This is a genomic window from Acidobacteriota bacterium (assembly GCA_016196065.1).
Taxonomy (GTDB): domain Bacteria; phylum Acidobacteriota; class Terriglobia; order Terriglobales; family Acidobacteriaceae; genus Acidiflorens.
In genome coordinates, this window is record JACPYL010000018.1 from 205,564 (window position 1) to 230,604 (window position 25,041).

20 protein-coding genes are annotated in these 25,041 nt (G+C 57.3%); 11 read left to right on the plus strand and 9 right to left on the minus strand.

What is annotated here, in order from left to right; translation table 11 throughout:
• From HY010_17440 to HY010_17450, 3 genes are all read left to right on the plus strand, one after another.
• On the plus strand, positions 1–951 hold the full coding sequence (locus HY010_17440; GenBank protein ID MBI3477519.1) for a nucleoside hydrolase: 951 nt from the start codon (positions 1–3) through the stop codon (positions 949–951).
• Between the two features lie 42 nt (positions 952–993).
• Positions 994–1,878: an acyltransferase gene (locus tag HY010_17445; protein ID MBI3477520.1), complete on the plus strand. Its 885-nt coding sequence runs from the start codon at positions 994–996 to the stop codon at positions 1,876–1,878.
• A gap of 133 nt (positions 1,879–2,011) precedes the next feature.
• Positions 2,012–3,421 carry an NCS1 family nucleobase:cation symporter-1 gene (locus HY010_17450; GenBank protein ID MBI3477521.1) on the plus strand — a complete coding sequence of 470 codons (1,410 nt, stop codon included), beginning with the start codon at positions 2,012–2,014 and terminating at the stop codon, positions 3,419–3,421.
• Positions 3,422–3,444: 23 nt separating this feature from the next.
• Here the strand turns inward: HY010_17450 and HY010_17455 are convergent, their stop codons facing one another.
• Both HY010_17455 and HY010_17460 read right to left on the minus strand, forming a co-directional pair.
• A complete protein-coding gene (locus HY010_17455; protein MBI3477522.1) occupies positions 3,445–3,816 on the minus strand; it encodes a hypothetical protein in 372 nt (123 codons plus the stop codon).
• A gap of 14 nt (positions 3,817–3,830) precedes the next feature.
• Entirely contained in the window at positions 3,831–4,832 is a 1,002-nt protein-coding gene (locus HY010_17460; protein ID MBI3477523.1) for a TIGR03842 family LLM class F420-dependent oxidoreductase, read from the minus strand.
• A 94-nt stretch (positions 4,833–4,926) separates the two neighbouring features.
• Here HY010_17460 and hydA point away from each other — a divergent pair, with 94 nt between their 5' ends.
• Positions 4,927–6,318 (plus strand): dihydropyrimidinase, encoded by a 1,392-nt coding sequence (hydA, locus tag HY010_17465; GenBank protein MBI3477524.1) that lies wholly within the window; start codon positions 4,927–4,929, stop codon positions 6,316–6,318.
• Between the two features lie 53 nt (positions 6,319–6,371).
• On the plus strand, positions 6,372–7,607 hold the full coding sequence (locus HY010_17470) for a DUF1624 domain-containing protein (protein ID MBI3477525.1): 1,236 nt from the start codon (positions 6,372–6,374) through the stop codon (positions 7,605–7,607).
• Between the two features lie 25 nt (positions 7,608–7,632).
• Here HY010_17470 and HY010_17475 read toward each other — a convergent pair whose 3' ends face one another.
• A complete protein-coding gene (locus HY010_17475) occupies positions 7,633–9,189 on the minus strand; it encodes a CoA-acylating methylmalonate-semialdehyde dehydrogenase (GenBank protein ID MBI3477526.1) in 1,557 nt (518 codons plus the stop codon).
• 12 nt (positions 9,190–9,201) lie between these two features.
• Positions 9,202–9,756 (minus strand): bifunctional pyr operon transcriptional regulator/uracil phosphoribosyltransferase PyrR, encoded by a 555-nt coding sequence (gene pyrR, locus HY010_17480; protein ID MBI3477527.1) that lies wholly within the window; start codon positions 9,754–9,756, stop codon positions 9,202–9,204.
• A 319-nt stretch (positions 9,757–10,075) separates the two neighbouring features.
• Between pyrR and HY010_17485 the strand changes: the two genes are divergently transcribed.
• The 5 genes from HY010_17485 to HY010_17505 all read left to right on the plus strand — a co-directional run bounded on the left by HY010_17485 (position 10,076) and on the right by HY010_17505 (position 17,218).
• Complete coding sequence (locus HY010_17485; GenBank protein ID MBI3477528.1) at positions 10,076–10,546, plus strand: RidA family protein; 471 nt, start codon at positions 10,076–10,078, stop codon at positions 10,544–10,546.
• A 57-nt stretch (positions 10,547–10,603) separates the two neighbouring features.
• Positions 10,604–11,761, plus strand: coding sequence for a lactonase family protein (locus tag HY010_17490; GenBank protein ID MBI3477529.1), 1,158 nt, complete (start codon positions 10,604–10,606; stop codon positions 11,759–11,761).
• Between the two features lie 11 nt (positions 11,762–11,772).
• The gene (locus tag HY010_17495; protein ID MBI3477530.1) at positions 11,773–13,236 is read left to right on the plus strand and encodes an amidohydrolase family protein; all 1,464 of its coding nucleotides are present in this window, start codon (positions 11,773–11,775) and stop codon (positions 13,234–13,236) included.
• Positions 13,237–13,424: 188 nt separating this feature from the next.
• On the plus strand, positions 13,425–16,091 hold the full coding sequence (locus tag HY010_17500) for a glycoside hydrolase family 2 protein (protein ID MBI3477531.1): 2,667 nt from the start codon (positions 13,425–13,427) through the stop codon (positions 16,089–16,091).
• A gap of 86 nt (positions 16,092–16,177) precedes the next feature.
• Positions 16,178–17,218: a LacI family DNA-binding transcriptional regulator gene (locus HY010_17505; GenBank protein ID MBI3477532.1), complete on the plus strand. Its 1,041-nt coding sequence runs from the start codon at positions 16,178–16,180 to the stop codon at positions 17,216–17,218.
• Between the two features lie 118 nt (positions 17,219–17,336).
• On the opposite strand, the gene HY010_17510 is transcribed toward HY010_17505, so the two are convergent.
• Both HY010_17510 and HY010_17515 read right to left on the minus strand, forming a co-directional pair.
• Positions 17,337–17,924 carry a hypothetical protein gene (locus HY010_17510; GenBank protein MBI3477533.1) on the minus strand — a complete coding sequence of 196 codons (588 nt, stop codon included), beginning with the start codon at positions 17,922–17,924 and terminating at the stop codon, positions 17,337–17,339.
• A 45-nt stretch (positions 17,925–17,969) separates the two neighbouring features.
• Positions 17,970–19,784 carry a DNRLRE domain-containing protein gene (locus tag HY010_17515; protein MBI3477534.1) on the minus strand — a complete coding sequence of 605 codons (1,815 nt, stop codon included), beginning with the start codon at positions 19,782–19,784 and terminating at the stop codon, positions 17,970–17,972.
• 204 nt (positions 19,785–19,988) lie between these two features.
• On the opposite strand from HY010_17515, the gene HY010_17520 reads away from it, so the two are divergent.
• Positions 19,989–21,881 carry a winged helix-turn-helix domain-containing protein gene (locus HY010_17520; protein MBI3477535.1) on the plus strand — a complete coding sequence of 631 codons (1,893 nt, stop codon included), beginning with the start codon at positions 19,989–19,991 and terminating at the stop codon, positions 21,879–21,881.
• A gap of 47 nt (positions 21,882–21,928) precedes the next feature.
• Here HY010_17520 and HY010_17525 read toward each other — a convergent pair whose 3' ends face one another.
• Genes HY010_17525 through HY010_17535 form a run of 3 tightly spaced genes read right to left on the minus strand, consistent with a single transcriptional unit; the run spans position 21,929 to position 24,975 of the window.
• Entirely contained in the window at positions 21,929–22,726 is a 798-nt protein-coding gene (locus HY010_17525; protein MBI3477536.1) for an SDR family oxidoreductase, read from the minus strand.
• 2 nt (positions 22,727–22,728) lie between these two features.
• Positions 22,729–23,595: an NAD(P)-binding domain-containing protein gene (locus HY010_17530; GenBank protein ID MBI3477537.1), complete on the minus strand. Its 867-nt coding sequence runs from the start codon at positions 23,593–23,595 to the stop codon at positions 22,729–22,731.
• 42 nt (positions 23,596–23,637) lie between these two features.
• On the minus strand, positions 23,638–24,975 hold the full coding sequence (locus HY010_17535; GenBank protein ID MBI3477538.1) for an aspartate aminotransferase family protein: 1,338 nt from the start codon (positions 24,973–24,975) through the stop codon (positions 23,638–23,640).
• Positions 24,976–25,041 lie beyond the last annotated feature (66 nt).

Genomic DNA, 25,041 nt, shown 5'->3' on the forward strand with positions numbered 1-25,041 from the left:
CTGATCGATACCGACACTGCTTCTGACGACGCCGTTGCAATCATCATGGCATTGCGTGCGCCCGATGTCCGCGTCGTCGCGATCACAACCGTTGCCGGTAACGTCGACGTTCAGCAGTCCACCCGCAATGCGCTCTACACAGCGGAACTTTGCGGCTCCGATGTGCCTGTATATACAGGCGCGGACAAACCGTTGCTTCGCCGTTACGAAAATGCAACCTGGTTCCACGGACGCGACGGCCTGGGCGATCACGGATATCCTCCCCCGCGTCGGGCCGCGGGTAAATTGCATGCGGTCGATGCCATCATCGAAGCGGTCGAAGCGAATCCTGGGATTGTGATTGTGACGCTCGCGCCTCTCACGAATCTCGCGCTGGCGGTCGCAAAGAGACCAGACATTGTTTCGAAAGTAGGACGCTGCGTCGTGATGGGCGGTGCCCCGTGTTGCGAAGGAAATGTGACGCCGGCGGCGGAATACAACATCTGGGTCGATCCTGAAGCTGCGCGAATCGTGATGTTGACTGGCCTGCCCATCGAACTCATCGGTTGGCATTTGAGTCGCGGAGATTCCGTGGCCGGGGAAGACGACATCGCGCAGATTCAGAAACTAAATACGCCCCTTGCGCACTTTGCGATCGAATCCAACAGTCACGCACGTACCGCTTACAAGATACAAACAGGCGAAGACGGGATTTCACTGCCTGATCCCGTCGCGATGTGTATTGCGCTTGATCCGACTGTTGGAACCGAATGGAGCGACCACTACGTAGAGGTCGAGACGCAAAGCGAACTCACACGCGGTATGACCGTGGTCGATCGTCTCGACAAGGCCAACGACGAGCGCAATCAGTCCGTCTGGGCCGACGCGGTACGCAATGCTCCCAAGGCCAAGGTGTGCTGGACCATCGACACAAAACTCTGGAAGAACGCTCTGCTTTCGGCGCTCCGCTGATTTGCGCTTCTGATATATTGACTCTCTCTCGGAGGTGCTTCCATGTCCCGTATCGTGCGCTGTGGACTCATCCAGGCAACCAATGCGCTCGGCGGCAACCGTCCATTGGCTGAAATCAAAAAAGCCATGATCGACAAGCACCTCAAGTTGATCGAACAGGCTGCCAGGAAAAAAGTGCGCGTGCTCTGCCTGCAGGAACTGTTCTATGGTCCTTATTTTTGCGCCGAACAGAATATTCGCTGGTACGAGATGACGGAGCGCGTTCCCGGCGGACCAACCACGAAACTGATGCAGCAGATTGCTGCCAGGCACGGCATGGTGATCGTGGTTCCGGTATATGAAGAGCAGATGCCCGGGCTGTATTTCAACACCGCTGCCGTCATCGACGCGGATGGCACTTACCTGGGCAAATATCGCAAGCACCACATCCCGCACGTGCATCCCGGATTTTGGGAAAAATTCTATTTCACTCCCGGAGATTCGGGCTATCCAGTCTTCAATACGAAATTCGCTCGCGTCGGAGTGTACATCTGTTACGACCGCCATTTTCCCGAAGGAGCCCGCGCGCTGGGGATGAACGGCGCGGAAATTGTCTTCAATCCTTCCGCAACCGTTGCGGGACTCTCCGAGCACCTGTGGGAACTCGAACAGCCGGCGCATGCGGTGGCCAACGGATATTTTGTCGGCGCAATCAATCGCGTCGGCCGCGAAAAGCCGTGGAATATCGGCGAGTTCTATGGCAAAAGTTACTTCTGCAATCCGCGTGGCCAGATCTTCGCCCAGGCGAGCCGCAACAAGGACGAAGTGCTGGTCGCGGACGTTGATCTCGACATGATTGGCGAAGTCCGAAAGACGTGGCAGTTCTACCGCGACCGGAGACCGGAGACGTATGGGGCGTTGACGGCGCAGAGCGGGTCCACGGATTGACTGTGGGTAGAAATGAAGACTTTCAGAACTGTCATCCCGAACGAAGGGAGGGATCTGCATTGTGCCGGTAAACTGCAGACTCCTTACTTCGCTCGGGATGACAGTTCAATTTGGTTGAGCGACCAAAGCGCATATGCAGACATCACCATCCCGCATTGAGTCCAGTCCGCTCTACAACCTTGACCTGGCGCCCGTTTCCGCGGAGCGCCGGACCTGGGGCACATACAGCTTCGCCGCGCTGTGGGTATCGATGTCGGTCAATATTCTTACCTACATGCTGGCCGCCAGCCTGATCCAGGGCGGGATGGACTGGAAGCAGGCAGTCGCAACGGTGTTTCTTGGCAACACGATTGTCCTCGTCCCGATGCTGTTGAATTCGCACCCGGGAGCACGCTACGGTATTCCCTTTCCAGTGCTCGCGCGCGCGTCGTTCGGCGTCCTGGGCGCAAATGTTGCCGCCGTGCTCCGCGCTTTCGTTGCCTGCGGATGGTTCGGCATTCAAACCTGGATCGGCGGCGAAGCCATCAACACGCTGATCACAACCTTGTATCCGGCGTGGAGTAGCATCCCGCACGGCGCCGCGATCTGCTTCATGGCGTTCTGGCTGATCAACCTCGCCGTGATTCTCAAGGGCATTGAGTACATTCGATTTCTCCAAGGGATCAGCGCGCCGGTTCTTCTTGCCGTTGGAGTTCTGCTACTCGCTTGGGCCTATAAAACCGCGGGCGGATTTGGCCCGATGGTATCAGCCACTTCCCGCTTCGGGAGTTTCGCTGATTTCTTGAAATTCCTGATACCTGCCCTCAACGGCACCGTCGGATTCTGGGCGACCGTGTCTCTCAACATCCCCGACTTCACCCGCTTCGCGCGCAGCCAGCGCCAACAGATCATCGGCCAGGCACTCGCCCTACCCGCCACCATGACGCTTTATTCGCTGATCGGCATTCTGGTGACTTCGGCAACCGTGGTGATCTATGGAACCGCAATCTGGGATCCCGTCCAGTTGCTCAGCCGGTTTCATTCGCCGGTTGCGGTGGTGATTTCGTTGTTAGCCATCTTGCTGGCGACGTTGAACGTGAACATTGGCGCTAACGTGGTGTCACCGGCAAATGACTTCTCCAATCTGTGGCCACGCAAGATCAGCTTCCGCACCGGCGGCGTGATGACGTGCTTCATGGGAATCGCGCTCATGCCATGGAAACTGCTGGCCGACTATAGGACGTTCATCCTCGGCTGGCTGGGTGGCTACGCGGCATTCCTCGGCCCTGTCGCCGGGATCATGATCTGCGACTATTTCGTGATTCGACGTCGGGTTTTGCTGGTGGATGATCTCTATCTGCGCGGCGGCGCGTACGAATATTCTGGCGGCTTTAACTGGTTCGCGATCATCGCTCTGGCGGCGGGAGCGGGGACGGCGCTGATTGGCTTAGTCGTGCCGTCGGTGCGGGTGTTGTATGACTATTCGTGGTTCGTGGGTTTCGCGGTGTCGTTCTTTGTCTACTACAGCTTCATGAAATTATCGGCCCGAACGCTATCGCACTGAGTCCTGCCAACACGCCCCAGCACTCATTCCAGAAACGTCACGCAAACGCCGTTGGGATCAATTGCGCCGAACTCTCGTGAGCCCCACGGCTTAGTTTGGAGAGAGCCGTTGGGATGAACTTTCCCGCCGCGTTGATGATATTCGGCATAAAACGCCTCCACACCCTTCACCGCGATACGGACCATTGTTTGATCACCAACCGTACGGGCGAGGGCATGGTCATCCATGCCCGCGATGTGGAGATAGACATCGCCGCGGTGAATGCCCGCATACGACGGCGGCGTGGCGTCACGAAAAACCTCTGTGAAACCACAGACCTCAATCCACCACTTCAGAGACGCAGCGACGTCGGCGGCGGGGAGAACGGGAAGGGCGCGCGTGAAGATGGCTTCCATGAAGTATGCAACTCCTATGAGCGGGCACGAAACTTGGGTAGGACTTCCTTCTTGTACGTTTCCAATGTGCCTTCTTCCTCGCCGCACATCAGATAAATGTTGAATTGAGTGACGCCCACTCGCGCCAGCGCCCGGAGTTTCTCGATGTGCGCCTCGGCTGGGCCAAGCAGACAAAACCGGTCGGTTACTTCATCGGACACAAAGTCTGCATTGCTGCTGTCGACTTCGCAGTGATGAAGATAGTCATACTGTTCCTTCGTGCGGATATAGGAAGTCAGCGCTGAGGGCAGTTCTTCCGGCTTGTAGCGCGATACCAGGTCGACGACATGATTCGACACCAGCGCTGGAAACCAGCGCACATGGTCGCGCCCAATTTTCAAATCGTCTGAGACCCACACCGGCGCGGCGGCCATCACTTCAATCTTGCTCGGATCGCGTCCGACGGATTCTGCACCCTTTCTCACGAAGCCCATGCACCAGGCAATCAAATCAGGATCGGCGAATTGCAGAATCACGCCGTCGGCGACTCGTCCGGCAAGTTCGAGCACCTTGGGACCATATCCCGCCACCCACACGGGAGGAACTCCGCCGTTCGCCCACGTAAGCCGCGCGGGACGGCCTTCGTAGTCGGTTTCATTGGCTCCCGTCAGAGCGCGAAAGTCATGGACGGACTGTTCCAGTTGCGCCGACGTCACTGGCTTCTTGCCCAACACGCGCCGCGAACTGTCGCCGCGGCCGATGCCGAGTTGCATGCGCCCGCCGGAAATCAAGTTCAACGTGGCGAACAAGCTCGAGGTCACGGTGATGTCGCGCGTGGCAGGGTTAGTCACGCATGTACCGAGGCGCATCTTCTTCGTGTTCGTCGCCATCAGTGTGAGCAGTGGATACGGGTCCAGCCACAGCACGTGCGAATCGAAAATCCAACCGTATTCAAAGCCTGCAGCTTCTGCCTGTCGCGTTAGAGAAAGGATTCGCTCCACCGACATGTCGGGCTTGATCGTGATGCCAAACTGCATGAACTGCTCCTATGAGCGCCCAGTTAATCTAACGTCGAAGTTCGGCAGTTTAGCATAAAATCTTTGCTGCACTGTTGCAGGAGAGAACCTCGACATGGGCTTCGATACCATCATTGCCAACGGTCGTGTGGTCACGGCTACCGACACCTACGCGAGCGATATCGCGATCCAGGACGGCAAAATCAATGCCATCGGGCAGAGCCTTCCGCGCGAAAATGCAGGCAAGGTCATTGATGCGGCCGGCAGGTATGTTTTCCCGGGCGGGATCGACGTCCATACGCACCTCGACATGCCGTTTGGCGGGACCACCAGCGCCGATGATTTCGAAACTGGCACGCGCGCTGCTGCATTCGGCGGCACCACGACGTTGATCGACTTCGCCATCCAATACAAGGGACAGACTCTGCGCACCGCTTACGATGCGTGGATGGCTAAGGCCTCGGGTAAGGCGGTTTGCGATTATGCATTCCACTGCATCATCACCGACCTGGCAGACGCACAGCTTGCGGAAATGAATGCGCTGGTCCGCGAGGGCGTCACCAGTTTCAAGTTGTTCATGGCCTATCCCGGCGTGTTCATGCTCGACGATGCCAGCATCTTCAAAGCAATGCGCGCCGCCAGTAAGAATGGCAGCATGATCTGCATGCACGCGGAGAATGGCGGCGCAATCGACGTGATCGTCCAGCAGGCGCTCGCGGAAGGAAAAAGGGCTCCGAAGTACCATGCGCTGACCCGGCCAACTACAGCCGAGGCGGAAGCCGTCTCGCGCGCGATCGCTCTGGCGGAGATGGCGGGATCGCCCGTCTATATCGTCCATCTGAGTTGCCATGACGCTCTCGAAAAAGTGCGCGAAGCACGCGATCGTGGGCTTCCTGTATATGCGGAAACGTGTCCGCAATATCTCTACCTCTCGCTCGAAAACATGGATGCTCCCGGTTTCGAAGGGGCGAAATACGTATTCACTCCGCCGCTGCGAGAGAAGTGGAACCAGGAAAAGCTCTGGAATGGACTGAAGACGGATCACCTGCAAGTTGTCTCCACCGATCACTGTCCGTTTTGTTTCAAAGAGCAAAAAGAAATGGGGAAGGATGACTTCACCAAAATTCCGAATGGCGGCCCGGGCATTGAACATCGCATGAGTCTGATCTATTCCGGCGGCGTGGCTGGACAGCGATTCAGCGTGAATCGATTTGTAGAACTTGTCTCGACCACGCCCGCGAAATTGTTTGGACTCTATCCGCGCAAGGGCACAATCGCCGTGGGTAGTGACGCAGATCTGGTCATCTTCGATCCCAACCGAAAACACACGATCAGCGCGAAGACACATCACATGCGCGTGGACTACTCCATGTTTGAAGGAATCGAAGTTACAGGGATGCCGGACATCGTACTGTCGCGAGGCAAAGTGGTAGTCGAAGCAGACAAGTTCTTGGGACGGCCAGGTGCCGGAGAATTTCTGAAACGCTCGCTCTATTCGCAACCGTAGCAGGCTCTGAGCTCCGCACCGCGATCAACTTACGGGAATTGAGGTGAGCAACCATGGGCGTACCTTCCAGCCAGACTGCAACTGGGACCGACGCATTCACACCGCCGGCTACAAGAATTGCCTCCATCGACCTCATTCGCGGCGCAGTGATGATCCTGATGGCCATCGATCATGTGAGAGTGTTTGCGGGAGTTCCCGCGGGTGGACCGACGCCCGGAGTGTTCTTCACGCGGTGGATCACTCACTTCTGCGCTCCAGCGTTTATTTTTTTGGCGGGCACAAGTATCTATTTCTACAGTCGAAAGCACACCGACTTTTCGAAGTTTCTGTTGATCCGCGGCGCCTGGCTGATCGCGCTTGAGTTCACCGTTCTCCGCGTGGCGTGGACTTTTAATTTTGATTTCATGCATTACGAAATGGCAGGCGTGATCTGGGTGATCGGGATCTGCATGATCCTGATGGCTGGATTGGTGAAGCTGCCCCTGAAAGTTGTAGGCACAATCGGAGTGGCGATCATCGCGCTCCATAACCTGATGGATCCCCATATGGGGAAACTATTGGAAGGGCTTGACCAGAGCCGGATTTCAGGACTTTGGAAACTCCTCTACGTCGGCTTCTTCGCCGGACCCATCCAGTTTGGGCCGAACGGTCCCAACCTCATCGTTCTTTACTCGATTATTCCCTGGATCGGCGTCATGGCAGCGGGATATGCGTTCGGCACAATTCTGCTGTTGGAGCCTGGCCGAAGGAATCGACTCTGCCTGATCATCGGACTCTCGGCGATCGGACTATTTCTTTTGTTGCGAGGATTTAATTTGTATGGCGATCCGCGACCGTGGCATCACCCGGTGCCGGGACAAAACGGCTCACAATCGATGCCGGCCGCGTTGTCGTTCCTGAACACGAGTAAATATCCGGCATCGCTCCTATTCTTACTGATGACGCTCGGGCCAATCATGGCCCTCATCCCGCTGCTCGAAGGGCTACGCGGAGCACTGGCACGCCAGATCGCAATGTTCGGGCGCGTGCCATTCTTTTTCTACGTGCTGCATATTCCATTGATCCACGTGCTCGCGTGTGTGGTTTCGAAGATTCGATTCGGTATAGTCAGCCCGTGGCTGTTCACCAATCACCCAATGGGTAATCCCGAACCGCCGGAAGGATATATGTGGAGCCTGCCGCTCCTTTACCTGGTATGGGCGATGACCATCGTGCTGCTGTATTTTGCTTGCCGATGGTTTGCCGACTTCAAAGCAAGGCGGAACGACTGGTGGCTCAAATACGTGTAGTCGCTTCAGTCGCTGGGAATCGGTCTTATTTCTTGTCACCCTGTTCGGTAAAGAACTTGCCGGTCTCTCCCACGGAGAAGTAGCGCGAAGTCACGGTCTTCTTACGCGTGAAGAACTCGATCGCGTCCCAACCGTGCACGTGCAGGTCACCGAAGAAAGAATCCTTCCATCCTGAGAATGGGAAATAAGCGGGTGATGCAGCCACGCCGATGTTCACACCCACCATACCCACTTCAACACGACGGCTGTACTCTCGGACGGCGGCGCCGTTTTCGGTGAAGATCGAAGTACCGTTACCTCGGGGATCGGAATTCACCAGGTCGATGGCTTGATCAAGCGTCTCCACGTGCATGACGGAGAGCACTGGTCCAAAAATTTCGTCGGTCGCCGCGTGCATGCCGGGCTTTACGTTGTTCAGAATCGTTGGTCCCACAAAATTGCCGCCGGCAGGGGCGCGCTGCGGACGCCTTCCATCCACCAGCAACTCCGCGCCTTCTTTTACTCCGGTGTCGATCGCTTCGTGAATACGGTTGCAGGCAGCGCTCGATATTACAGGGCCCAGGCTCGATTTTGGATCGGTGCCGTCACCGGCAACCAATTTTTCGGCCTCCGCTTTGAGCACACCCATGATTTTGCCTTGCGCGGCCCCAACCGTCACCAGTATGGAACCGGCCATGCAGCGTTGCCCGGCGTTGCCGAAGGCGCTGCCCAACACGTTGGAAACGGTTTTTTCAATGACAGCGTCGGGCATCACGATCATGTAGTTCTTCGCACCGCCCAGAGCCTGTACGCGCTTGCCGTTTTCCGCTGCGCGGCGGTAGATGTATTTCGCCGTGCTGACGGATCCGACAAACGAGATCGCACGGATGCCGGGGCTATCGAGGATGCCATTCACTGCATCGTGTCCGCCATGCACCAGGTTCACTACGCCCGGAGGCAGGCCGATGTCTTCGAGGATGTGACAGATGATTTCGGAAGTGAGCGGAACTTGCTCAGAAGGCTTCAGTACAAAAGTATTTCCGCAAACGATCGCAAACGGCAGAAACCACATCGGAACCATCGCCGGAAAATTGAACGGGGTGATGGCTGCACAAACTCCAACCGACTGCCGGACCGTTTCTGAATTGATTCCGCGTGACACACCTTCCAGCACGCGTCCCTGCATGGTCATCGGAGACGCGCAGGCTACTTCGATCACTTCAATCGCACGCGTGACTTCCGCGCGGGCATCGGAAAGTACTTTGCCGCCTTCACGGGTCACGGACGCCGCGAGTTCGTCAATCCGTTTCCGGAACTGTTCACGGAGCGCAAAGATGAATTCCGTCCGTTCGCCCATCGAGCGCGAGCGCCAATCCGGCCACGCTGCACTGGCCGCGGCCGCCGCGGCTTCGACATCTTCGCGTCCTGACAATGGAGCATGGGCCAGCACTTCTCCCGTCGCGGGATTCGTTACGTCCACCAGGCCCGAGGCCTTCGCCGACACCCAACGGCCGCCAACATAGTTTTGAAGAATGCGGGCGGGAGAGGTTGCAACCGTAACTGGCGCGGTGTCTTCTTGGGTCAAAGTTCTTTGAGATGTCATCACTGCCCCTTATTAGTTCACTCGTTCCGTTATTCTTTCCATCAGCAACACCTTGTCAGAATTATCCACTTCGGTGAGCTTCACTTCGATCACTTCATTCATGGTGGTTTGCACGGTGCGTCCTATAAATGTTGCTTCAATCGGCAACTCACGATGGCCCCGATCAATCAGCACCAGCAATTGAACCCGGCTCGGACGGCCATGAAGGAACAGCGCATCCATCGCCGATCGAATCGTTCGTCCCGTGAACAGCACATCATCGACCAGCACGATTTTTTTGTCGCCAATGGCGAACCCGATTTCCGATTTCTGCACAACTGGCTTCGGCCCAACCGTGGAAAGGTCGTCACGATAGAACGTGATATCAAGCGTGCCGACCGGGACCGGAGCTTTTTCTCTCTGCCGGATAATCTTGGCCAGCCGTTCCGCCAGCGGAACCCCGCGCCGGCGAATTCCAACCAGCCCCAGATTCTCCACGCCGCCGCTCTTTTCGAGGATTTCGTGAGCCAGGCGCACCAGCGTCCGCTCCATTTCAGAAGCAGACATCAGTTGCAGTTTCTCGTGCAACGTGGCCCTGTTTGCGGCGCTCTTTGTGCTCATGCGCAATCCTGCCTCATCTGAATGGGCCCGGTTTGAGTCCGGAAGTTGTTGCCCCAGCCGCTCGGGCGTGGCCCTGAAGGTTCACAGGTTGCCCACCGGCTAACGACTTTGACTGTAGTGGAGTAGAGTCTTGGAGGTCAAGCGCCCAGCCCGGCAATTCGCCGGTTTCTCTGCTCCAGAATGTTTGTGAAAAGTTTACTTATTGGACCTCAACTGGTTATATATGTCTGCATGAAGTGTTGATGTCTTTCGATGACGCATCCTCATCCGAGACCAGGAGACTAGAGTGGGAAAACAGTTCAGCCGTACGGTGCTGTTGCTTGTCATAGCGATCACATCGTTGACCGCAGGATCGTTATTTCTTCCCGCCTGTGATGCCCAGGAACACAGGGCGATCAATCTCTCCCCTGGCCGAAATCTCCCCTTCAACGACGGCATCGTGGCAGGCAACACCCTGTACGTCGCGGGGCAGGAAGGTACGGACGATCAGGGCAAACTGGTTGCTGGCGGAATCAGCACAGAAGCCAAAGCCGCGCTGGAAAATATCCAGAAAGTTGTTAAGGCGGCGGGATTCGAATTGAAAGACATTGTTTCCGTCACCGTGTATCTGGCCGACATTCGCGAGTTTGGCGAGATGAATAAAGCGTATCGCGAATTCATGCCCGACCCAAAACCCGCACGCGCCACCATCCAAGCGGTCGCCTTGGTCAACAACGCTCGTATCGAAATTTCCGCGATTGCAGTGAAGCAAAAATAGCATCGAGCCATTTGTAATGGCCGTATTCGCATTTCCAATCCGCACGTGGGGAAAAACATGCATCGTAGATTCAAATTTCTTGTCCTGACATTTCTTCTCCTACTTTCCTTCGCACATGCCGCAGACCGCCCTGCGAAGGGTTCCTACCTCGTCTACGTAGGGACTTACACGGGCCAGGAAAGTAAAGGGATCTATGCCTTTCGCTTTGATCCCGCCTCCGGCAAGTCGACACCGATTGAACTCGTAGCGGAAACTACCAACCCCTCGTTTCTGGCGATCGATCCGAGCCATCACTACCTTTATGCTGCCAACGAAGTTGGCGATTACAAAGGTGAGAAGAGCGGCGGCATCAGCGCTTTCGCAATCGACCATAAGACCGGCAAACTCACGTTCCTGAACGAGGTTTCCTCACACGGAGCGGACCCCTGCCACATCACGCTCGACAAGTCGGGCAAGCATCTTCTGGTTGCCAACTACACCGGAGGGAGCGTGGCCAGTTTCCCTGTGCTTGCAGACGGCAAACTGGGCGAGCCTTCTGCCGTCGTGCAGCACAGCGGTCATGGCCCGAACGCCGAGCGCCAGGAAGGGCCGCACGCGCACGAAATCCAGTTGACGCCAGACAATCGCTTCGCCATTGCGGCCGACCTCGGTCTTGATGAACTGCTGGTCTATCGCTTCGATGTTGCTAAGGGCACATTGACTCCGAACGATCCGCCATTTGGGAAAGTCGAGCCTGGTGCCGGACCGCGGCATTTTGTTTTTGATCCGCGTGGAAAATTCGTATACGTGTTGAGTGAGATGAGTGGAAGCATCACGAGCTTCGCGTACGACGCGCGCACCGGAGCATTACGGAACCTGCAAGCGATTTCTACTTTACCCACGGATTTCAAGGGCCACAATGATTCCGCCGAAATCGTAGCCTCGTCATCGGGCAAATTTCTCTATGCGTCGAATCGAGGCCCGGACGACATCGCAGTATTCAACACCGGTTCCGCCAAAGGAACGTTGCAACTGGTGGAGCACGTTTCAACCAAAGGCAAGGCTCCGCGTAATTTTGCGATCGACCCAACGGGAAGATTTTTGTTTGTCGCGAACCAGGAATCCAACAACATCGTCGTGTTCAAAATCGATCCTAAGACCGGTCGCCTGACCGACATTGGCCAGACACTCAAAGCACCATCACCGGTATGCATCGTATTTCTGTCTGCTGAATAATTGGAGAATCCATGCGCTTCCTGACGTTGTGCTTGCTGGTCTTGTGGTCTTCGATCGTATTCGCGCAGCAATATGACCTCGTTCTCGAAGGCGGCCGGGTACTCGATCCCGAAACCGGCCTCGATGCAGTCCGCAACGTCGGCATCAACAACGGGAAGATCGCGCGCATCTCTACCGATGCCTTGCGTGGAAAACGGGTAGTCACTGCGTCCGGACTGGTCGTCGCGCCCGGCTTCATTGACCTGCATCAGCACGGCCAGGAAATTGAAAGCCAGCGCGTCAAAGCATTCGATGGGGTGACCACTGCGTTGGAACTCGAAATCGGAGTTCCGAATGTTGCAGAGTTTCTGAAAATGAAGGAAGGGAAATCACTGATCCACTACGGCAGCGCGGCCAGCCATGTGGCGGCACGGTCGCTCGTATTCGGTGCGCCTCTTTCAGGCGCTGCAACGGCTCACGCCGGCATCCCTGAAATTCTTCCCAAGAGTGGACCCGCCACCGACCAGCACGCGACGCCTGAGCAGATCGAAGCCATCAAGAAACAATTGCGCGCAGAACTCGCTGCCGGCGGATTGGCGATCGGCATGGGAATTCAATACACACCCGGCGCCACTCGACGGGAAGTGATCGAGATCTTCCGGTTCGCTGCCGCGCAGGGTGTTCCCGTCTACACGCACATGCGCAGTGCCGGGCGTGTCGAACCGGGCTCCGCGATTGAGGCCGTTGGCGAAGTGATCGGCGCGTCCGCGATCACGGGCGCCACCCTGCATATCGTGCACATCAACAGCACTTGCCAGCGCGATGCCATGGAGTGCCTGTCGATGGTGGAAGGCGCACGCGCGCGCGGCCTCGACGTGACAACCGAGGCATATCCGTACATCCCCGGAATGACTTCCTTAAACTCGGCGCTGTTCAATCCGGGCTGGCAAGAAAAACTTGGCATCAGCTACAACGAACTCGTGCTCCCCAACACCGGCGAGCATCTGACCAAGGCGCGCTTCGACGAGCTGCACAGTTCCACGGTGACGCAGAGTGTGCTGATTTACGCCAACACACAGGAAATGGTGGACCAGATCATTCCCCACCCCATGGTCATGATCGCCAGCGATGGCGCCCAAGGTCATCCGCGAAATGCTGGAACGTTTTCGCGAATTCTCGCCCAGTATGTGCGCGAGAAGCAGACGTTGACTCTCATGGATGCGATCCGGAAGATGTCGCTGATGCCTGCTCAAGTGTTGGAGAAATCGACCCCCGCAGGGCGCGCCAAGGGACGATTGCAGGAAGGCGCCGACGCCGATATCGTCGTGTTCGACCCGAAAACGATTGCCGATCGTTCGACGTTTCAGTTGCCGATGGAGCCCAGCGTTGGCGTGCAGTACCTGGTCGTCGGAGGCACGCTTCTCATCGATCAGGGCAAATTAGCAACGAACGTCTTCCCGGGACGAGCGATTGTCGGGCCCAAATTGTCAGAGTAGAAATACTGTTTCGCCCACGTTTATTCCACGAGAGACGCAGCAAGCGTTGTCTCTCTATTTGTTGTCTCTCTATTTAGAGTTGGCTGGCAGACGATAGAAAATCGGTTTTGTTCGGTGCTTCAGCTTTACCCGCCCACGGTCCGCGGGTATAATCCCAGCCGCAACCATAAATGTTCATGGAGTCCATCATGGTCTCTACCCGACGTTTCGGGTTTTGTGTAATCTTCGCTTTCCTGTTCTCATTCGCCCTCCCCGTTTTTGCATTGCCACCCACCACGGTTCCCCTTCACTCCGGCTGGCGTTTCCGAGCACTGAACGACAAAAGCCATCCCGGTGTGGAGCAGTGGCACCCGGCCGAAGTGCCCGGAGTAGTGCAGATGGACCTCCTGCACAACAAGCTGATTGAGGATCCGTTTTATCGCGACAACGAAAAGTCCCTGCAATGGATCGGCCTCACGGATTGGGAGTACCAGACAGAATTCGATGTGGATGCCGCAACGCTCGCGCGAAAACATGTTGACTTGCAATTCGCGGGACTCGACACCTACGCGGATGTCTATCTGAACGACACCGAAATCCTCAAAGCGGACAACATGTTTCGCTCTTGGCGGATTTCGGCAAAGGACAAATTGAAAGCCGGCAAGAACACGTTGCGAGTCGTCTTTCATTCTCCAATCAGGCTGATGATGCCGAAAGTGAAGGCGATGCCCTATCGCCTGCCGACGGTAGGACAGGTTCAGATTGTCAGCGAAGAAGGGGTCGCGACCGATCCATACACTCGCAAAGCACCTTACAACTATGGATGGGACTGGGGTCCGCGCTATATCACGGAGGGGATCTGGCTCCCGGTAAAACTCATCGCATGGGACGATCTGCGGATCGATAACTTCCATATCCGCCAGATCAAAGTCACGAAGGATGAGGCCAAACTGTCAGCGGACTTCGACATCGTCGCTACTCGCAAAGTTGATGTGACTGTTGTTGTTGAGCACCCCAGTCCAGGGAAGGGCGCTCTTTCTTCCACGCAATACAGGAGTCCTTTTCATCTGGAAGAAGGGATCAATCACATAACGCTCCCCTTTGACATCGCGAACCCCAGCCTGTGGTTTCCGAATGGCTACGGTTCGCAGACACTGTACAAGTTCTCCGCCACACTATTTTCGGGAACTGGACTCTCTGTTGGCACCGGGAAGAAAGCGATGGTCGAGGACCGCGCCGAGCTACGCACGGGAATTCGCTCGCTCGAACTACGCCGCCAGCCCGACCAGTGGGGAAAGAGCTTTACGTTTGTCGTGAATGGCATCCCGGTGTTTGCCAAAGGCGCTGACGTGATTCCCTTCGACAGCTTCATGACGCGCGTCACCCCAGCGCAACATCGCCAGATTCTGCAGTCGGCGCGCGACGCACACATGAATATGATCCGCCACTGGGGCGGAGGCTACTACGAGACCGACGACTTCTACGACATTTGCGACGAACTCGGCATCATGGTTTGGCAGGACTTCATGTTCGGCGGCGCCATGGTTCCCGGAGACCTCGCTTTTCAGGAAAATGTCCGCGAAGAAGCGACGCAGCAGGTAAAGCGCCTCCGCGATCATCCCAGCATTTCGCTCTGGAGCGGCAACAACGAAGTGGAGACCGGCTGGCGCTATTGGGGCGACCGCGTCTATTTCAAAGAAACGTTGACGCCGCCGCAGCGGGAGCGCGTCTGGCAAGACTACGTCGTCCTTTTCCACGACGTCATCAAGAGCGTGGTCGCAGAGAATGGTGCGCCGGTTCCCTACTGGCCGAGTTCTCCCTCCGCCAATTTTGAAGATGATCCGGGCGGCCAGCGTAACGGAGACATGCACTACTGGTCGGTGTGGCATGCGCTGGAACCAATCTCCGAGTACACACATCAGTTTCCGCGCTTCATGTCGGAATACGGTTTCCAATCATTCCCCGATATTCAAACGGTTCGTAAATTCGCCGAACCACAAGATCTCGACATCATCTCCCCGGTGATGCAGGAGCATCAGAAAAATGTCGGCGGCAACGAACGCATTCGTACCTATGTACTCCGCGAATTCCGCGAGCCCAAGGACTTCGAATCGTTCCTCTATGTCAGCCAGGTGATGCAGGCCGAGGCGATCAAAGTCGGCGCAGAGCACCTCCGGCGGCAACGTCCGCGCACGATGGGATCGCTCTACTGGCAACTGAACGACTGCTGGCCAGTCGCGTCGTGGGCGAGCATTGACTACTACGGCCGCTGGAAGGCCCTCCACTATTACGCTCGTCGCTTCTACGATGATTTGCTGGTTTCGCCCTGGGAAGAGAACGGTACTCTGTCCGCGTACATCGTTTCCGACAAAGTACAGCCTACGGACGCCGAGTTAAGTATTCGCGTGCTTGATTTTCAGGGCAAGACCATCCTGGAGAAGAAACAGACAGTTACGGTCCCGGAGCTTTCCAGCAAGGTCTACGCATCTTTCCCTCGGCAGGAACTGCTGAAGGGCACCGATGCACAACATGCCTTTGCTGTCGTTGACTTGATACAGAGCGGGAAAGTAGTTTCACGCAACGTCGTCCTGTTCGATCACGTGCGCAATTTGGCGCTGCCCAGTGCTTCAATTCAGTCGGAAGTAACGGGCGGCAGCGGAAACTACACGCTGCGGTTGCAGTCGGCAGTCTTGGCGAAGCATGTCTACGTGAGCTTTGGAGATCAGGACGTCGAAGTTTCCGACAATTATTTTGATCTACTCCCCAACGAGCCTATTACTCTGCAATTGAAGAGTAAGGCGGAACTAGACGAAATTAAACGATCATTAAAGGTGCGAAATATCACAGACGCGTTTACGATAGAAGCGGCCAAGTAAGGCGTTCCTGCCAGGGGCGGCACAAGACTCGAACTGGAGAAAGTCGAGGTGTGGGTGTCGCAGAGGGTCTGCGGCGATTCCGGGGCATGGCTAAAAGCAAGAAGTCCAGACTCAGTACACCAGGGGCAGTGACCCTGCGCGCAGTCGCGGAGCATGTCGGGTTGGCGCCCGGTACCGTCTCCGCCGTGCTGAACAACGCCCCTTCGGCGCGCTCCATTCCTGAGCACACCCGGCAGCGCATTAGGGCAGCGGCGCAGGAACTGAAATACCGTCCCAATTTTCTTGCCCGATCGTTGCGTCAAAAGCGCACTTACTCGGTGGGGCTCATCCTCGAGGAAATTGGCGACTCCTACGGATCCCTGGTCATCAGCGGTGTCGAAGCGCACCTGCGGCAGAACAACTACTTCTTTCTCACGGTAATCCATCGCCACGATCCGGCGATGTTGCGCGACTATTCACAGCTTCTGGTGGAACGCGGAGTAGAGGGCTTCGTCACGGTCGACACCAGCTTTCAGGAAGCTCCCCCAGTGCCCACGGTCAGCGTGGCCGGGCACCGCGCCTTCCCCGGAGTGACCAACATCATCCTCGATCAGGAAAAGGGAATTCGCGTCGGCCTCGAACATCTGTATCAACTGGGACACCGCAAAATCGCGTTCATGAAAGGCCAGCCCTTCAGTTCAGATTCCGCGGATCGCTGGAAGGCAGTTTGCAAAGTGTCGCAGGACCTGGGATTGGAAATGGACCCCCAACTCATCGTCAACCTTGAGATCGACGACCCCTCGCCGCAATTGGGCTATCCCTACGCGAAGGAGTTGCTCGCCCGCAAGAAGCCGTTTACAGCGCTCTTCGCCTACAACGATATCGCCGCGATCGGAGCGATTCGCGCCATCCAGGAAGAAGGGCTGCGCGTTCCACAGGATATCTCCGTTGTCGGATTCGACGACATTCAGTGGGCGGCCTTCAATAATCCCAGCCTCACCACGGTCCGGCAGCCACTCGTAAGAATGGGCCAGATGGCAGCCGAGACCGTCATCGGCATGATCGAAGAAAATCGTGAGCCCATCGCGGAGATCGCTGTCGAACCTACGTTGGTGATCCGCGAGTCGACCGGGCCGGCGCCGAAATAGCGTCAGCTTCCGGCTTGGTCAGGAGCTAAGGCTCATAAATCTGCACGTTGTTGAACACACTCCCCAAGTTCATACTCGCCTCCTCATTAATCAGTTGCCGGCCATACCGCTGCCGGCATTAGGGGACCACCATGGTGTTCAGGGTTCCAAACGGTCCCGGCGACTGGAAATCGGCAAAGCAGTCCGTGCCGTTTCCGGCGCCGCCGATCAGGTTGCATCCAGCGCCGTCACGCGCGGTGAATTCGAACTTGTATGTTCCGGACGCAATCGGGCCGACCACGACCTTGAACGAGCCCTTGCCGTTTTTGTCGGTGGTGACGACGCCGAATTCCACGGCCGCCACGCTGCCGCTGACGCCCTGACGGACGAGCGGGATGCAGTTGCCGCCATTGCTGGTCACTGGAAACTGCCCGAAGCCCGCAGGTGCGGTGTTACAGAAGATGTGAATGCCGACTTGATACAACTTGTTCGGAGTCGCGCCCACGAGGGCAAACGTGACGGTCAGTTTTTTGGCGTTCGACAGCGCCCAGGTGATGTTGCTGGAGTTGAGGTTGAGGGGCTCGCCGAAGTTGTCCCAGCCCTTCTGCCACAGTTGTTTCGTGCTGGCGGGAGCCAAGACGTCGGCGGAGTAGTCGATGGATTGCTCCGAGGCGGCGATGGTTACGAGAGCGAGCGTGAGCAACAGCAGAATGTTTCCAAGACGCATGATTTCCCCCTGGGATGCGATCGTTTTGTGTGCAGATTGAAGTTGTCACGGCCTGGAGCGGCCAGTCTCTTTCGCTGAAGACTTAACTCGCGGCAAGCGACTGTGATCCCAGCCCACGCTCTGTTCCGGCGTTGCCCCGAAGAGTTCGGGATGGAGATAGTGGCCACGTTCCTTTCCTTTGTCTTGTTCCACCTTGAGCGGATTCGCATTGGCGTACGCGTCGTGGCGAACACCGGTGACCTGCCAGGAAACTTTCATACCAGCGCGGCCTCCGGCGATGACGAAGTGGTTGTCAGACAGTTCTTCCGCGATGTAGAGCGGAGCGAATCCTCCGATGGGCGTGAGCTGGTAGCGGAAGTCGCGGTTGAGAGCGGTGAACCAGTCGGGCAGGGAGACGGTAGCGGAACCGTCCGCGCCGAGGACGGCATTGCCCGTGTAGAGATTGAGCATCTCCGAGGACTCGATGGAAGTGTGGGTGAGGTACTTGTTCGCGGGATCCAGCGGATGATCGAGGCGAAAGTTCTTCGCGCTGCCGTTGATCGATCCCGAGCAAAATAGATCACCGTTCGCTTCTATCGAACAGGAACCGCCCGACCCGTTCTGAGCAAAGAAGATTGGACCTTGCGTGTTCGCGTTAAATACCGCCATTGTGTAGACGGTGGTGCCACTGCCGATCGCTTGCACGGCGAATCCGTCGTCGACGGTTGCATAAACTGCCGTGCCGTGCAGTGCGCTGGTATCGCCCCAGACGCCGGTGCCACGGAGTGGAGGACGAATTGAGCTCGTGGCGCTGAAACCCACACCCCGGCCGAAGACCCCAACTCCGTGGGGACTGGCGGCATAGCCAAAGACGCCAAACGTTTCCTTCGTCGCACCGAGCTGAAAACCGGTAATGGTCGTGCTCAGATCGGTGTCGGTGGCGATGCTGGCGTTGATAAGTCCCGACGCGAAGCCGCCCGCGCTGTCGCGCTTCACGATGGTGTTGCCCACGTTGCCGTTGGTCGGAGCAACCGCCCAGTTCAGGCCTAGAGTACCGGCGGTCGTGACCGGCGACCCCGTCACGGTGAAGTCGCTCACGGGGGCGCTCAGGCCAACACTGGTTACCGTGCCGCCGCTGGTCAGGTTGGCGCAGCTCCACGCCGAGCCGCTCCACTTCAGTACTTGATTGGCCGCGCAGGCATTCGTCAGCGAGAGATTCAGCGTGCCGCTGTTACCTCCGCCGATCAGGCCGCTGCCATTTGCGGTGTTGATGCCGGTAATTCCACCGCCGCCACTGCTCGCAAACACCACGTCCAGTTCCGGGGGATGGCTCTGCGTCGTCGCCTCTTTGCTGTCAAACGTCGCATTCAGCGAGCCATTAGCCACCAGGGCGATGCCGTCGTTCGGCTGCGTTCCGTTCAGCCAGGCCTGCAGAGCCGGAGTGACGTCGATGAGGACGTAGTCCTTCACGTTCGTGCTGCTCAGCGGAATGCTGGCCGCAATCGTCGTCCCCAGCGCAGGCAGGATGTTCGCCGTGATCGTCTTTTCGTCCCAGGTGCCGTTGACGAAGTCGACGTTGAAGCTGCCTGCCGCCGGGACGGTATTCACGTAGAGCTTCAGCGTGGCCTTGGCGATGTTGCTGCCGGTGTAGCCCGAGGGAATGGAGGACAGGTCGAACTGGATGTAGGTGTTCTGCGAAGCGCTCTGCACGTCGAGCAAAGTCTTGGCGCCGAAGTTGGTGGTGGGAGTGGCCGTGTTAGTGTAGGCGTCCTGGCTTGGTGTGATCTGAGCCAAAGCAGTCAGTCCGAAGGCAACGACGGTTGCCAAGGCACAAAGAATGCGGTTCAACAGGGTAAGGCTCGGCGCGGTTCTAGAGGGCATGGAACGGTCTCCTGGTGTCTTGTTGGTTCAGCGCCCGGGGAAAAGGTAAGCGCTTTGGGCTCTGCGAGTTGCAGGCCCATGATCTGTGCGGATCATTTGACATTACCTGCGCCTCGGGGTCTTGAGGAATTTCTGATTTTTGTTTGATAGAATCCTGAGCACATTTCCCCCCTCCAATAACGGCGAAAACTCGGACACCTACGGATGCAGCCCACTTTCGAATTCAACGACTTTCGTCTGGAGACGGCGGAACGACGCCTGCTGCGAAATGGGGACGCGATCGCCCTGGCTCCGAAGGTCTTCGACACGCTGGTGGCGTTAGTGGAGAATCCCGGTCGCCTGATGTCCAAAGATGAGCTGATGCATCGGTTGTGGCCGGATACATTTGTCGAGGAAGTAAGCCTGGCGCAGAACATCTCACAATTGCGCAAGGCTCTAGGCGAACCTGTTGGAGATGCTCAGATCATTCAAACGGTCGCCAAGCGCGGCTACCGGTTTGTGGCGCCGGTTCGAATCGTGCCGAACGGGCAGGGATTCGCACTCTCCGCAGCCGTTCCTGTCGAACAGCAATCACCTCCATCAGAAATCGCCGAGCCAACAGGCAGGACGGGGCAGCCGAACTGGAAAATAGTCGCGGGATTGGCGGGAGCGGCGTTGGTCCTCGCCGGAGTCGTTTTGTTCGTTCCGTTTTTCCAACGGGCCGGCAAGGCGAGCGCAGCCCGGGAGATCCGATCAATTGCCGTGCTGCCCCTGACCAATCTGTCACAGGACGCCGAACAGGAATTCTTCGCCGATGGAGTGACCGACGACCTGATCACGGAACTGGCGCGGATCCGCGCCCTGCGGGTGATTTCGCGGACTTCGGTAATGCAGTACAAGGGCACGCGCAAGACGCTGCCGGAGATTGCGCGTGAACTCAAAGTCGATGCCATCGTCGAAGGCACGGTTTCGCAGCGCAATGGGAACGTGCATATCACGGCCCAGCTGGTGCAGGCCAATCCGGAGCAGCACGTGTGGGCGGAATCCTATGAGCGTCCCCTGGCGGAAGCGCAGAACCTGCAGTCGGAAATTGCGCGTGCGATTGGAGCGGCGGTCAGGGCCACGATGACGCCCGAGGAGCAGGCGCGCATGAGGCGGTCCCGCGCGATTAACTCCGACGCCAACCTGCTCTATCTGAAAGGACGATTTTTCTGGAACAAGCGGACTGCCGCCGGCGCGAAGGACGGAGAGAAGTATTTTCAGCAGGCGATCGCACGCGATGCCGATTTCGCGCAGGCCTATGTCGGCCTGGCCGGCGCCTATATTTTTGAAGGTGGCTGGGGGGTCGAACCCGCAACCATCGCCCTTCCCAAAGCCGAACAGGCGGCACGGCAAGCCCTGGTTCTGGATCCGGAAAATGCGGAAGCACACGCCGCACTCGGCTTGATCGCGATGAATTATGAATGGAACTGGCCGAAAGCGGAGCGGGAATACAAGCAGGCGATTGCACTGAATCCCAATGACGCTATCGCTCACCATTGGTACGGCGAGTATCTGGCAGCCCAGGGACGCTTCGACGAAGGGTTGGAGGAGCTGCGACGCGCGGAAGAACTCGATCCGCTGTCGGTTGCGATCGTGGCCGACCGCGCCAAAATTCTCTACTTCGCCCGCCGCTACAATGAGGTCATTGCACAATCCCGCAAAGCGTTGGAAATGGATCCGGGATTCCTGAGTTCCTACTCCTGGATGATGCGCTCGTACGCCCGTCAAGGGATGCAAGAGGAAGCACAGGCAGCGCTCGAGGCTCTGCGTCAGGCAGGCGCGACCCCTCTCGATTATCAATCCAATTTCAGCATTCTGAGCGCCAGGATTGGACACCGCGACGAGGCCAGACAGATTCTGGACAGGAACCGCGATCTTTTCGACACCAGTCCAGGCACCATCCTATTCGTGGTATCGGCGGCCGGGGACAAAGAAGAGGCTTTTACCTGGATGGAGAAGTGCTTGGGGAGCCACTCCACATCGCTTACATCGCTGAAAGTGAACCCTGACTATGATGACTTGCGCGGCGATCCGCGTTTTATCAAATACCTGGGCAGAGTGGGTTTGTCCAACTAGAGTCCGCCGGGACTCCCCGAGTTCTGGGCAAGAATACTCGTCAAGCATCAGGCGAGACCGCCTCCATCCACAACCAAGTGAGTACCGGTGATCCATTTCGACATGTCGCTCGCCAGAAACAAGACGGCAGTGGCGACATCTTCCGGCGTCCCCACTCGCGCCAGAGGCCGGCGCGCTGCATCTTTCATGAACTGGACACTGTCTTCGCTCAACTGGCGGCACTCTGATGCCAGCATCGGAGTGTCGATGTCACCCGGGCAAACGCAGTTCGCGCGAATATTGTTGTTCCCGTGATCGATGGCCATCGCTCTCGTCAGATTCAGGACGCCACCCTTCGCCGCACAATAGGCGGCAGCTTTGGGCCCGCCTTTCAACGACCATCCCGATCCCGTATTGATGATCGCGCCACCACCAGCTCGGATCATGTGCGGAATCACTTCGCGGGACAGCAAGTAGACTCCCTTCAATGTCACGTCAACAACCGTGTCCCATTCTTCTTCTTCCAAGGCCAGGGTGTCTTTGCGGATGGCAATACCAGCATTGTTACAGAGGATGTCGATACGACCGTATTCCGCCACCGTCTGCTCGACTGCGCGATGGCAATCGAGGCGGGAGGTAACGTCGCAAGCTGCACCCATCGCTCGCCCGTGTATCTCCTCAATGCGTCGAACCGTCTCGCGTGTGCCGTCGGAGTTCTTGTCGAGGACCGCCACGGCAGCACCGAACTCCGCCAAACGGATTGCGATGCCGCGACCGATTCCCGACGCTCCTCCAGTGACGATCGCTACTTTGCCTTCCAGCGAAAGCAACTGACCGGCACGTTTGTGGACGTCCTGCAAATTCATTTCTAGCTCTCCATCGCGCCCGGTCCGCCACGCCGGCCGGAGTTCTTTGTGCGCTGGCGCCCGAGGCTGGCATTTGCGCGCATGCGCGCAAGTCCCGCGCGGAATCCGGCGTCAACCGCATGCTGGTAGCCACGTCGATTCATCGCCGCCATGGTTGTTTCAGCGACTCCGCCGGGTGTCGCCGCTTCCCTCAACAAGCGATCCAGCGGAATCTTCCCTTTTCGCCACGCGATAATTCCGTCCGCCAGCGCATGCGCGGCCGATAGCAGGGCAATCCTGCGATCCAATCCGTTCGCAACGGCAGCCTCCGCCAAAGCGGCGAGAGCATGATAACCGTGGCTCGAAGAATAGTTCACGGTAAACGCGTCAAACTGACTCTCCGGCACTTCCAAAACCGTGCCCACTGACGCAAATACCCTGCGGATTTGATCGCGAGAAATACTAGGCATTTTCCGGTCAAACGTGAGAGCAGTCAGGCCGTTCCCCGTCCGGCAGACCGGACTGGGCATGGCTCGAGCCCAAACAACACGCTTGCCAGACACATGGCGCAGCGCAGCGAGAGTCACGCCCGCTGCGAGACTGACCGCGAGCATGGAGCAGCCTCGTTTGAAATTCAACGGAATCGCTTTCTGTAAGTCCAACAGAAGATCGTGAACAGATTCCGGTCTGACCGCGACGACCAGAAGATCGGCATGGGCCACCGCACCGGCCAGACTTGGCTCGGTGGTCACGGCGAACTCCTTCTTGATGCGCTTCAGTTTGCGCGGATGAGGATCGTGCACTGCGAGGTGGTGCCGGCAACCAGCAAGACGCAGTCCGGCGAGCATTGCGGTTGTAATGCGGCCGCCTCCCAGAAAAACTATTTTCATTTTTTTCGAGTGCCTCTACCAGACGATCGGTACTTCGTCGCTTCAATCAATGGCCGCGAGCGACAGTTCCATCGACGCAAGTGTCTTTTCGACGTCTTCCGGCGTGTGTGCCACGGTGACAATCGAATGAAGCGTGGCCGCGGGACTGGTATACACGCCGTGTTCAAAGAGCTTCCACGAAAGACGTTGATATTTCTTGCGATCCACATAGCGGCAGAACTCACGGTAGTCGCGGATGCAGGGTTTGTCAGTGAACATGATCTGAAACATTGGTCCGACGCGCTGCACAATGGCTGGAATACTTTTGCGAGCAAATAACGAGGTCAGGCCCGAAGCCAGTTGGTCGGCCAGATTCCAGATATAGCGAAATGCGGCGCCGTTATTGGCGGTAAGTTTCGTAAGATTCGCACGCGCCGCGTGCATTCCGATACGGGAAGCATTGTGGGTCCCATAGTGTAGAACGGCTCCGCCTGAAAGTGCGCGCATCACATCCGCACGTCCGGCAAACGCCGCGACCGGCAACCCGCTTCCCAGCGCCTTGCCAAACGTCACCATATCCGGGGAGAGCTTGTAGTACTCCTGGCATCCACCGGGTGCGATGCGGAATCCGGTGACTGTTTCATCAAGAATAAAAAGTGCGCCATGTTGGCGCGCGAGACTCTGCAAGCCTTCGAGATATCGAGGAGCAGGCGGGATAACGCCCATATTCGCCATGATGCCTTCCGTGATGACGGCAGCGACCTCGCCCGGATTCGATTGCAACGTATTCTCCAGTGCCGGTAGATCGTTCCATGGCACAACGATCGTGTCGTCGAGGGCATGGCGATTCAGACCAGCACTGTCTACGGCTCGGACGGGAATATTTCCCAGATCAACCTGTTCGGGCGGTAACGGATTGGACGCGATCAAGACGTCGTCGTACCACCCGTGATAATGACCTTCGAACTTAAGGATTTTCGGCCGTCCCGTAAATCCACGGGCGATTCGCAGCACGGCCATGACCGCTTCTGTGCCGGTATTTGCAAATCGCACCACTTCCGCATTGGGCACGATCTTCTGGAGTAACTCCGCAACCTCTACCTCAATTGCGGTTGCGGTGGCGAAGTGCGCTCCCGTGGCTGCTCCTTCCGCGATCGACCGCGAGACATCCGGATCGGCATGACCGAGTGGCAGCGCTCCGAACCCCATCATCCAGTCGATGTATTCGTTGCCATCCACGTCATAGAGACGTGAGCCTTTCCCACGCTCGATGAACATCGGGTACTCACCATAGTTCGCCGGGCCTCGCGATGGAGAACTCCCTCCTTCGATCAACAAGCGCGACGCACGCTGGTAGAGTTGTTTGGACTTCTCGGTCTGGAAGCTCGTGCCGATTTTCATTGGAGGATGGCCTCTCGCAACCCATCATGTCAGCGTGGCTTTTTCCGCAATGCATAACCTCAACGC